This is a genomic window from Streptomyces sp. NPDC091371 (assembly GCF_040684275.1).
Lineage (GTDB): Bacteria > Actinomycetota > Actinomycetes > Streptomycetales > Streptomycetaceae > Streptomyces.
In genome coordinates, this window is the sequence record NZ_JBFBFP010000092.1 from 1 (window position 1) to 10,036 (window position 10,036).

Consider the following 10,036-nt stretch of genomic DNA (forward strand, 5'->3'; position numbering starts at 1 on the left):
GGTCGGGCGGTGCGGCTGGTCCCGGATCGTGCGCCGGGGTTGGCTGAGTCCGCGCTGCCGGCGGAGTACCAGCGCATCCTGACCGCCGTGCGGCAAGCCGGCGGCCCGGTCTCCACCCGGCAGATCGGCGAGGTGCTGGGCTTGGACACCGGGGTGAGGGGCAAGCTGGAGCCGCTGCGCGGGAGGCTCACGAAGCTGGCCGACCGCGGCTGGCTGCACAAACTCCCCGACGGGAAGTTCACCACCCGCGCGTGAGCAAGGCCACGCAGCGGCGGGGCGTAACCGAGGTGCCCCCGGCGGCTGTTGAGATTGTGTGACGAATACCAAAGAGCATGCCGGGGACACCGAGTCCCTGGTCTACCAGTGCCGCCTGCCGCTATCCACGCGCACCCTGAACTACCTCGCCGACCTGCTGCGACGCCATCTCAAGGCCATACGCTCCCGATGGCGGGCGTTGCCGCCCGGGAGGATCGCGGTGATCGTCCTGGCCGTGTTGCGGCACGACCAGCGCCTGGCCGACATGGCCGGCGGCAACGACATCTCCGCCACCACCGTGCGCCGCTGGCGGGACGAGCTGATCGCGCTGCTCGACGCGAGGGCCCCGCGCCTGGACCGCGCCCTGAAGAAGATCGCCAAGCAGGGCGGGGAGGTCGTCCTGATCGACGGCACCCTGATTCCCACCCAGCGCCGCACCGGCAAGGCGAACCGCCCGAACTACTCCGGCAAGCATCGCCGCCACGGCCTGCACGTGCTTGCCCTGACCGACGAGCGGGGCCGTCTGGTGTGGATATCGGCCGCCCGGCCGCACCCACGACATCACCGCCGCCCGCCGCGACCACATCCTGGCCCACCTGCGTGCTGCCGGCCTCGGCGCCCTGGCCGATCTCGGCTTCCTCGGCCTGGACGACGACCCCGATGACCTGGTCATCGTGACCGGTTTCAAGGCCACCCGCTACCGCAAGCTCACCCCCGGGCAGAAGACGGCGAACCGGGTTCTGGCCGCCGGACGCGCGCCCGTCGAGCGCGGGTTCGCCCACCTGAAGAACTGGCGGATCCTCACCACGCTCCGTACTGACCCCGCCCGCGCCACCCACCTGCTTCGCGCGCTGCTCGTCCTGACGAACATCGAGGCCACTACCGATAATTGATCTCTACCGCAGGCGGCCCGCGACCAGCACAAGCACCCCGGAGCAGCGTCACTGAGCCGGGATCGGCTGGGTGAGGTTCACCGGGTTGCCGTCGGGGTCCTGGATGTGGGCGACGCGCTGTCCCCACGGCATGTCGTTGGGGCCGCTGCGGACCGAGCCGCCCAGCCCCTCCACCCGGCAGAGCGTCTCGTCGACGTCGTCGACACCGATACTGAGCAGGATCCGCGGTGCCGCCCCGGTCCCCGGGTTCTCCTTGGCCACCAGCCCGAGGTCGGTGTCGCCGATGCGCAAGCCGAGGTAGAAGGCCGGGCCTTCCGCCGGTACCCGGAAGATCTCCTCGGCGCCGAACAATTTCGTATAGAAGCCGACCAGGACGTCCTGGTCGGCAGTGATGATCACTGGCTGGATGGTGGACATGGCACTCCTGTCGAGAACGGTCGTGTCGCTGGGTAGACCGTTCGAGGACGGTGAACTCATCGGCAAAACTGCCCTGCCAGACGATCTACACCCCAGACTGCCGCCCACGACCAGCACGAGTACCCCGAAACGAGGTCACACCACCCCTGTTGACCAGCCACCTCAAGATGGCGCAGCCTCAGTGAAAGAGAACAGTGAGGGCGACGACGCGGTTCAGGCGGTCAGGAACATTGACGTCGTGGTCGTGTGGTTACGGCGGGCGAGGCGGCGGCACATAAGCATGGTCATCGACCACAAGATCATGGACTCGCTGGTGGCGGGCAGCGTCTCGTAGTCGCGAACCAGCCGACGCGAACGCATCAGCCAGCTCAGCGACCTCTCGACCACCCACCGCCTCGGCAGCACCACGAAACGCGGCTCGTCACTCCGCTTGACGATCTCCAGGACGAGGTGGAGTTTCTCCCGTGCCCAATCGGTGAGCATGCCGGTGTAGCCGCCGTCCGCCCAGATCAGACGGAGCGAGCGGTGTGCGGCCCTTACCCGTTGCAGGAGGGGCACTGCGGCCTCGCGGTCCCCCACGTTGGCGGCGGTGACCGCGACCACCAGCAGCAGGCCGAGACAGTCCGTGATCACGTGCCGCTTGCGGCCCGGTACCTTCTTCCCGCCGTCGTAACCGCGCGAGACGGCCGGAACCGAGCTGGCGGCCCGCACTGACTGCGAGTCGATGATGCCGGCGGTCGGCTCGGCTGCCCGCCCCTCACTGACGCGGACTTCGCCCCGCAGCCGGTCGTGGAACTCTACGTCCAGGCCCTGGCGGCGCCAGCGCCGGAAGAACGCGTAAACCTGGTCCCATGCGGGGAAGTCGGCGGGAACCGAGCGCCACTTGATGCCGTTGTCGACGACGTATCGCACCCCGTCGAGCATCTGCCGGTGGCAGTAGCCCTCCGGACGGCCGCCCCGGCCCTCCAGCCAGGCCGGCACCGGCAGCAGCGGTCGGACCCCGGCCCACTCCGCATCCGTCATGCCCGACGGATAGCGACGTGCCCTCTCCGGCTGATCCGCCGCGTTCCCAAACCTGTGCACGAGGCAATCGCACGACACGACGGACGAGTCGAACCCCGGGACCACAACCGCGAACAACTGCGACAAGTAGGCCCTCCTGGCGCTCGGTGAGCCTTCAACGCCTTCCGAATCGCCACGAGGCCCTGTCTTCATGCACGAACCTCTCCGACATCATCCGATCAGGATCCTTGTTCGATCCCCAAGCTCGGTGATCGGTATGAATACGCCCTCTCGGGTGTACGGGTTCGATGTCCGTGTGCTGTCCAACGAGTGAACTCATCTGAGGCGTTGCCCGACTTGGCGGTCGCCACAGCGCGGGCCCGGTCAGGCGGCCTCCCCTGTGTCAGAGCCGGTCCTGTCGCTGGACCTGTCGGCCTGCGCGGGGAGGGCTGGTGGCCGGCGTCGGCCGACCACGTTGAGAGCGTCGTGGTTGGAGGTTCACAGGGCTTCGGCGATCCGGATGCCTCCTCTTCGTCCAGTCTGTCGCGGTAACGGGTGGCCTTTCGTGGGCGCATGCGACGCCCAGGTGCACGGCCGCAGGGCGAAGGGCGAACCTTCGCGTCGTTCTCCGCTGCCAGGAACCTGCCAGGCCTCCAGGGTGCTTCAGAAGCCCCGTTACTCTCCCGCCCCAACTTCTGAGCCGGGGTCCGGACCGACTGCGCGGAGATGTTGCTCGGCGGGCGCCCGCAGCCGGTTGGGATACTGCGGTCAGTGAAGTCCCGGGTATCCGGGTACCGAGGCGGAGATGGAGACCAGGTGGCGATACCGAAGCGACCGGAGCCGTTGGAACCGTGGGTCGAGCAGGCTGCTGAGGCCGGCGACGTAGCCGCGATGAAACGGCTCGGACAGTACTTGTACCAGACCGGCAGCGAAGGCAACGCTCCAGCCGAGAGGTGGCTGCTCGCTGCCGCGGAGGCCGGTGATGCCGAAGCGATGTACTCGCTGACCCGGCTCCACCATGACCGGGCAGTGAACGCGACTCCGCACGGCCAGGCACACGACCTCACCGCGGCGTCGTGGTGCAGGCGAGCCGCCCAGGCAGGATGGATCCCAGCGATCCAGAGCATGGATGCGTACGCGGCGGACCAGGATGAGCGCGAGTTCTGGCTCCGGAAGGCCGTGGAAACCGGCGCCCCCTGGGCGCCATCCACCCTCGCTGACGTCCTCGACGAGATGGGGCGCACCTCCGAAGCGGAACACTGGTACCGCAGAGCCGCGGATGAACCTGGCCGTATCGGTCTCTCTGCCCGCGAGTACTTGGGCGACTTCCTCCTGAGGCAGGGACGCCTGGAAGAAGCCGCTGAGTGCTGGAAACAACTCGCCGAAGCAGGTGAGCCCGCAGGTGCCTGGCACCGGGCCTACGTTCTCGATAAACTCGGCCAGTCCGAAGAAGCAGCCACGTGGCGTCAGCGGGGTGACGCCCTGCAAGCTGCAAAACGTGCCCAGGAACTCGACTATCCAGAGCGGTAGGACCTCTCCCCGGCCCGCCGGGGCCTCAAGCATCCGACCGTCCGCACCAGCAGCCCTCCCCCGCCACGTTGCCGTTCGAGCTGAGGCAGGAACGTACTCAGGTCGACGCCCGCCCTCTGCAGCCCAACCATCTGCCCGGCCATCCGCGGCCAGTCCTCACCCGACATCAAGTCGGCCAACACCCCGCCGTCGAGCAGCGGCCGCAGCCGGTCTGCGGCCCAACCCGGGGCGAGCTTCTCCTCGCCCCCGGCGAGCGACTGGGGATGCTTGCCCCACTTCAACGCAACAACCCGCTCACCCCACCTCACCGCCAGACAGACCGACCACCTGGAGTACCACAGGCTCGTCGCCCTGGCCGTCGGCCGAATCAGCCTGCGGCCACAATGGGACAACCGTCTCCAATGGTGCGACGCCAGGAGAGAAGGCCGGATTCCGGGGTTACGTGGACGTCCGGGTCCGTCAGACGAGGTGGATCGTGAAGCGCCTCACGACCTTGGGGGTTGTGGCGATCGTGTCGGAGTGGACCCAGCCGCGAGCCTTCTTGTACTCCCCGGTGCCGCCAGTGAGCGCGCTGTCGAAGGGACCCTGGTCGAGGTAGTTGAAGTACACCCCCTGCGTGGTGAGCTGGCCGCCCGGGAGGGTGTAGGTCACGAGGCACTGCTCCGCTTCATCAGCGCCGCCCCGGGTGGTGGCGCAGCTACCGTGGGTCTCGCCGACCTTGTTGTGCGCCTCGTCGAAGAGGTCCGAGCGGACGACGACTTGATCGCCCTGCGAGACGCTGCCGGGGGTGACGGGGAAGCGGGTCAGCTGCTGCACCTCGGCCAGGAGTGTGATGATCCGGTCCTTATCCCTGGCCTGGGCGGAACCGGCGTCCGTCGCGGCGGCCGCGACGGGGGTGCAGGCGAGGAGGGTGACCAGCGTGGCCGTGCCGAGGCAGACCGCTCTGATGGGGCGCATCATGCGACTCCTGAGGTTGAGGTTCGGGAATGACCGGATGACGAACTTCCATCCGATTCCGTTCGACTCCCTTCATAACCTCGACTCCGCCGCGCCGCGGAGCACCCCCGCACGAACCACCGGCACATCCAGCCGGTCGGACCAAAGTCAGGCGGCGGAGCTCAGCACGAAGCCGAACGGCAGCTCCAGCGCCATTGGTGCGCACGGTCCCGGCAGGCTCACGCTGGCGCATGTTGGCGCCGAGGCGGGGGTCTCGCCGGCGACCCTGTCCCAGAGTTTCGGGTCTAAGCGGGGCCTGCTGCTGGTGTTCGCCGCGGACGCTGCCGCGCATGCCGCCGCGCCCTACCGGAGTGCGCGGGCCGAGCACGACTCGCCCCTGGCGGCGCTGCACGCTGTCGCCGAGAGTCTCGCCGGCCATATGGCCACCCCCGAGGAGATGGCCAATCACCTCAGCATGCTCCAGCTCGATCTGTCCGACCCCGAGTTCCGCGTCCGTGCCGCTACGCACACCCGCGCGGTGGAGGCGGCGCTACAAGAGCTGCTCACCGACGCCGTCGCGAGGGCGAGCTCCCGTCCGGCACCGAGGTGCCGCGCCTCGCCCGCGCCATCAAGATCACCACTGACGGCTCCCTGCTGCGGTGGGCCTCACCGGCGACGGCGATCCCGCCGCCCTGCTCCACGACGACCTTGACCACCTGTTAGCGAGGACCTCATGACCTTCACCACCACCGTCTTCATCGGCACCAGCCTCGACGGCTACATCGCCCGCCCCGACGACGACATCGAATGGCTGACCTCGCGCGGCGAGAAGGCCGGCGACCTGGGCTTCTTCGAGTTCCTCGACTCGGTCGACGCCGTGATCATGGGCCGCAACACCTACGACAAGGTCATCGGCTTCGGCAAGGAGAACTGGCACTACGGCGCCCGCCACGTGGGCGTCCTGAGCACCACCCTCGCCGAGGAAGCCGACCCGCGCATCACCGTCTACCGCAGCATGGACAGTCTCCTCGCCGACCTCGACCAGCGCGGGATCAAGCATGTCTACCCCCGACGGCGGACGTCTCGTCCAGAGCTTCATCCGCGCAGGTCGCGTCGATGCGTTCATCATCAGCGTCGCCCGGTTCTGATCGGGGCCGGCTCTTCGGCGAGCTGACCAAGGACATCCCGCTTCGCCTGGACTCCACCGCCGACGTCGGGGGCTTCGCCCAGCCGCGCTACAACCTGGGCAAGTAGGGGCTCGCCCCGGGCGCCCCGGGGTGAGCCGCGCGAGAGCCGGCCCACGGACAGATACCCGTCATCACATCTCTGAGGCCGCCAAACGGTGACTGCGCGTAACACGCCCACCTCGCCCGTCGTTGAGCCGGGAGGTCAGCGAAGTGGAGGGCCCCGGGGCGTCGTGACCCCCGGGGCCTTCGTCTTGTCTTCCGGCACAGGATGGTGGTGCAACACAGGTCCCTGATGGCTGTGGGCTCGTGTTTGTACAGGTCAGGGCTGCAACGCGCAGGCATGTTGCAGCGCCGGTGTTATACGGCCGAGCGGGTGCGTTTGGTGAAGTCGCTACGAGCTTCGGTGTTAGTACGTCGAGTGGCTTCCTTCGGGCCATCCGGACGCCAGTGTCCCGTGCCACCGAACCTGGACCGAATGCCATCGAAGTTGGGCCGAACGCAGTTCATGACAATGATGGACCGCCGCAGTTCAAGGCGTGCGCCACTGGTGACGAGGACGATTCAGCGGCTGCTCCGACCGGGATGGTCGACGCTGGCCGTGCGCTGGCTGCTGTCCGACGTGGTCGGCCGTCACTCATGCCCGGCCGTCGGTCAAGTCCTCGAGCCCGATGCCGCCGACGACTCGTCAGCGTTGGTTTTATCGGCTGCTCCACCAGGCTGCCCCTGTGCCGGTAGCTGTGGATAGCAGTGTGATCAGCCACACCGGTACACGCTGAACAGTCAGGTGCAGACCGCCGCAGCGGAACTCGAAGTACGGACGCTGCTTGTTGTCCGCGGTGGGGGTCGTGGGCATGGCTTGCGGTCCTCTCGTAGCTCTCCCAGTCACATCGGCGTACACGTCTACGGCTCCTGTCGCGCGCCATTGCGCGACATAACTGGACACCTTGCTCAAGCGGCCAGGGCCGTGCGGGCCCGCCGACGCTCCGGTTAAGCCCTGTATCCAGGATCTCCAGCAGCTTGCCGGTGACGTCGACCCGGACGGCGACCTGCGGGTGGACCACCACGTGGATGCCGCCGTCCTGCCGGGTCAGCTCGTTCTTCTCGACGGGTGTGCATCCGACGATCCTCACTTGCCGGAGAGCGTCGGATGCGAGGCGGACGTACACGGACATGGTCAGTAGCGGCGGCCGTCGAAGACGACACCGCCGCGGATGTGAACGGAGAGCACAGGTCCCCTGTGCACGGGGAGTTTGCCGCCACGAGCGCCGGCCTCGGGTGCACGAAAGACCGGCGCCAGCTCCAGGGCGCCCTCAGCACTGCCCGATCAGGCCGTCAAGATCACTTGTCAGAGGACTCCGGGGCCGACTGGGCGCCAGCTACCACTTCGACGCAGGTTCCTGCGGTGCGTTGACCTGCGGCGGTGCAGCTTCGCTGACACAAACCGTGCAGTGGTCCAACTTCGATGGCATTCGGTCCAGGTTCGGTGGCACGGGACAGCCAGCTAACGGGGATGGCCGCTGTTCTGGCTAATCTGGCCTGAACCCGCACGGAGGCGGAAAGGGGGCAGCGTCCGGGCGCTGCCCCCCCTAAGGCCTGTCCGATCAGCGCCGCTCAGCGCCTCGCTCGGCGCAGCCAGCCCAGTGCCCCGCGGGGCTCGGGCAGCTTCGCCGGGCCGTCGGCGTCCTGGCCGCTGCTGTGGGGCTGCACGTCCTTCAGACGCGCGTCCCAGGGGCCGTCCGCCGCGGACAGATAGACGAGGAGCGGACCCTCGGGCAGGGGCAAGGTCTCCCTGCGCGCGCCGATCTCGCTGACAACGGACCCTCCGGGCTTCGGAAGCGTGGTGGGGTCCGTGTGCCCCGCCAGTCTGTAGACGTGGCCGATGAAATTGCTGTCGCCCTTGTAGTGGAAGGTGACGTCGGCCGTACCTCCGGTGTGCAGCAGGACGTCGGGGCCCCAGCTCTCCAGCCGGTCCTTCGACAGGCGTCGGGCCTCCGCCAGCGGCAGGATCCGTACCTGCCAGGAGCCGCTCGCCTCCAGCCGCAGGCGCAGCCGCCCGTGCTCGGGGACTGAGGTGATCACCCGTCCCCGGAAGTCCTTCTCCGTGGTGCTGACGAGATAACGCCCCTTGGCGTTGGATTCGTCGAGGGGCCACAGACCCGTGTAACCGTCGCCCTTCAGGGTCAGTTCGACCATGACGGGGCCATGCGGGAGATCCTTCACGGTGATCACGTCGTTGTCCCGGCCGGTGGCGGTGCGCGGCTTGAAGACGGGCCCGCACGTCCAGGCCGACGGGTCGGGCTTCGGCGCGGGCGGGGAGGACGCCGTCAGGGGCGCCTGGTCCGGTGCCTCGGCTCTGGCCTGCTTCTGGGCCAGGGCCAGGGCCCGGATCTGCTCCGGGGTCATGTCCAGGATCTGGTCCCGGGTGAGGCGCAGGCCTTGAGCCGGGGCCTCGGCCGGGGCGGCGGGCGGGGCCTGGGCTTCGGCCGGGGCGGGCGGGGTGGCGGGCGTCGGGATCCGTTCCAGGACCTCCTGTGGATCCTCGTCCACGTCCACCCCGTGGTCCACCGCAAGACCTGTCAGCCCGTCCACGTACCCCTGGCCGACCGCGCGGAACTTCCAGCCGCCGGACCGACGGTACAGCTCCGCGAGGACCATCGCCGTCTCGCCGCCCGCGTCGGTCACCTCGTACCCCACGACCGTCGCGCCGTCCGGCCCGAAGACCTCCACGGACAGCCCGCGCACGTCCCGCAGCGCGCCCTCCTCCGTTGACGCGACGACGAGGACGCGGGTGATCTCCTCCTCGACCGCGGTGAGGCCTGTCTCCAGCCACATCGTGCCGTCCTCGCCGGCGGACAGACGTATCGCGCCCGACGGGTGCGCCGGAGCACCGTCGAACACGATGTCGGCGTCCCCCCGGACCCTGCCCTGTTCCGTCACGAGCAGCGCCGCGACGTCGACGCCGTTCCGGACGGCGACGCGCAGTGCCGCCGTCGGGACGAAGGCGTTGTCTCCCTTGATCAATCCCCTGAGCATGAGCGGATCTTGCGCACGACGGGGGGGACATACGCAAGGCCTCCGGTGCGGACACCCGGGGCCTTGCGAAGGGGAACAAGATGAAATCCTGCAGAGCTACCTGTGGGCAGTCGTCGTGTTGGCAGCAGCAGCACCTTGACCACCCGATAGTTAGCTGCCATATTAATTCCCATGAGTGACGAGGACGCGATGCCCGGCGCTACGCCCACGCTCGATCAGGCACGGAAGCAGATTGCGCGGTACGGGCTTGACGCCGATCCGCAGGCGGTACTCGTCGCCGTGCGCCTGATGACGGCCGGGGCACGCCTGGACCGGGCGTCAGAAGTGCACTTCTCGCGTTCCGGACTGTCGACCGGGCGCTACCGCCTGCTGGTGGACCTGGAGGACAGCGACGGAGAGAAGTCGCCGTCGCAACTCGCGAGGAGCCTTGGCGTCTCGCGCGCTACCGTGACCGGCCTTGTCGGCGGGCTGGAGCGCGAGGGCCTGGTGGCTCGCCGCGCCTCCGCGGAGGACGGGCGGGGCGCGGTGGTGGTCCTCACTGCGCGCGGCGCCCAGCGGCTGCGCGACATGGCTGCGGACCACTTCGCGCGACTCGAGGCACTGGTCAACGGATTGAGTGCCGACGAGCGAGGGCTGTTCCTGGACCTCCTGGAGCGGATCACCCAGCGGATTGGCGCACTGACCGCCGACTAGGGCGTGTCTTCAAAGGGGTCTGAGCCAGAGGAACAGGGACGCGATGGTGACGGCTGCCTGGTAGGACTCGCGGGTTTTGTCGTAGCGAGT

At 68.5% G+C, this 10,036-nt stretch carries 8 protein-coding genes and 2 pseudogenes; 6 read left to right on the top strand and 4 right to left on the bottom strand.

What is annotated here, in order from left to right; genetic code table 11:
- Together AB0O21_RS39920 and AB0O21_RS39925 are read left to right on the top strand one after the other, a co-directional pair.
- Positions 1–255: pseudogene (locus tag AB0O21_RS39920) on the top strand (hypothetical protein); the annotation flags it as partial.
- Between the two features lie 265 nt (positions 256–520).
- Positions 521–1,148: pseudogene (locus AB0O21_RS39925) on the top strand (transposase family protein).
- A gap of 48 nt (positions 1,149–1,196) precedes the next feature.
- Here AB0O21_RS39925 and AB0O21_RS39930 read toward each other — a convergent pair.
- Complete coding sequence (locus AB0O21_RS39930) at positions 1,197–1,565, bottom strand: VOC family protein (RefSeq protein WP_365180766.1); 369 nt, start codon at positions 1,563–1,565, stop codon at positions 1,197–1,199.
- A gap of 213 nt (positions 1,566–1,778) precedes the next feature.
- Positions 1,779–2,588: an IS5 family transposase gene (locus AB0O21_RS39935; RefSeq protein WP_365180769.1), complete on the bottom strand. Its 810-nt coding sequence runs from the start codon at positions 2,586–2,588 to the stop codon at positions 1,779–1,781.
- Between the two features lie 795 nt (positions 2,589–3,383).
- On the opposite strand from AB0O21_RS39935, the gene AB0O21_RS39940 reads away from it, so the two are divergent.
- Positions 3,384–4,097 carry a hypothetical protein gene (locus tag AB0O21_RS39940; RefSeq protein ID WP_365180772.1) on the top strand — a complete coding sequence of 238 codons (714 nt, stop codon included), beginning with the start codon at positions 3,384–3,386 and terminating at the stop codon, positions 4,095–4,097.
- Positions 4,098–4,556: 459 nt separating this feature from the next.
- On the opposite strand, the gene AB0O21_RS39945 is transcribed toward AB0O21_RS39940, so the two are convergent.
- Positions 4,557–5,057 carry a hypothetical protein gene (locus AB0O21_RS39945; protein WP_365180775.1) on the bottom strand — a complete coding sequence of 167 codons (501 nt, stop codon included), beginning with the start codon at positions 5,055–5,057 and terminating at the stop codon, positions 4,557–4,559.
- A gap of 34 nt (positions 5,058–5,091) precedes the next feature.
- Between AB0O21_RS39945 and AB0O21_RS39950 the strand changes: the two genes are divergently transcribed.
- Positions 5,092–5,745 (top strand): helix-turn-helix domain-containing protein, encoded by a 654-nt coding sequence (locus AB0O21_RS39950; protein WP_365180778.1) that lies wholly within the window; start codon positions 5,092–5,094, stop codon positions 5,743–5,745.
- 21 nt (positions 5,746–5,766) lie between these two features.
- Positions 5,767–6,207: a dihydrofolate reductase gene (locus tag AB0O21_RS39955; protein WP_365180781.1), complete on the top strand. Its 441-nt coding sequence runs from the start codon at positions 5,767–5,769 to the stop codon at positions 6,205–6,207.
- 1,624 nt (positions 6,208–7,831) lie between these two features.
- Here AB0O21_RS39955 and AB0O21_RS39960 read toward each other — a convergent pair.
- Positions 7,832–9,253: a TerD family protein gene (locus tag AB0O21_RS39960; RefSeq protein ID WP_365180784.1), complete on the bottom strand. Its 1,422-nt coding sequence runs from the start codon at positions 9,251–9,253 to the stop codon at positions 7,832–7,834.
- Positions 9,254–9,424: 171 nt separating this feature from the next.
- On the opposite strand from AB0O21_RS39960, the gene AB0O21_RS39965 reads away from it, so the two are divergent.
- The gene (locus AB0O21_RS39965; protein ID WP_362638361.1) at positions 9,425–9,946 is read left to right on the top strand and encodes a MarR family transcriptional regulator; all 522 of its coding nucleotides are present in this window, start codon (positions 9,425–9,427) and stop codon (positions 9,944–9,946) included.
- The last annotated feature ends 90 nt before the right edge of the window (positions 9,947–10,036 follow it).

Excerpts from the sequence above, each read along its gene's own strand:
- AB0O21_RS39935 (WP_365180769.1), bottom strand. The coding sequence starts at position 2,588 with ATGACGGATGCGGAGTGGGCCGGGGTCCGACCGCTGCTGCCGGTGCCG.
- AB0O21_RS39955 (WP_365180781.1), top strand. The coding sequence starts at position 5,767 with ATGACCTTCACCACCACCGTCTTCATCGGCACCAGCCTCGACGGCTAC.
- AB0O21_RS39950 (WP_365180778.1), top strand. The coding sequence starts at position 5,092 with ATGACGAACTTCCATCCGATTCCGTTCGACTCCCTTCATAACCTCGAC.
- AB0O21_RS39945 (WP_365180775.1), bottom strand. The coding sequence starts at position 5,057 with ATGATGCGCCCCATCAGAGCGGTCTGCCTCGGCACGGCCACGCTGGTC.
- AB0O21_RS39965 (WP_362638361.1), top strand. The coding sequence starts at position 9,425 with ATGAGTGACGAGGACGCGATGCCCGGCGCTACGCCCACGCTCGATCAG.
- AB0O21_RS39960 (WP_365180784.1), bottom strand. The coding sequence starts at position 9,253 with ATGCTCAGGGGATTGATCAAGGGAGACAACGCCTTCGTCCCGACGGCG.
- AB0O21_RS39930 (WP_365180766.1), bottom strand. The coding sequence starts at position 1,565 with ATGTCCACCATCCAGCCAGTGATCATCACTGCCGACCAGGACGTCCTG.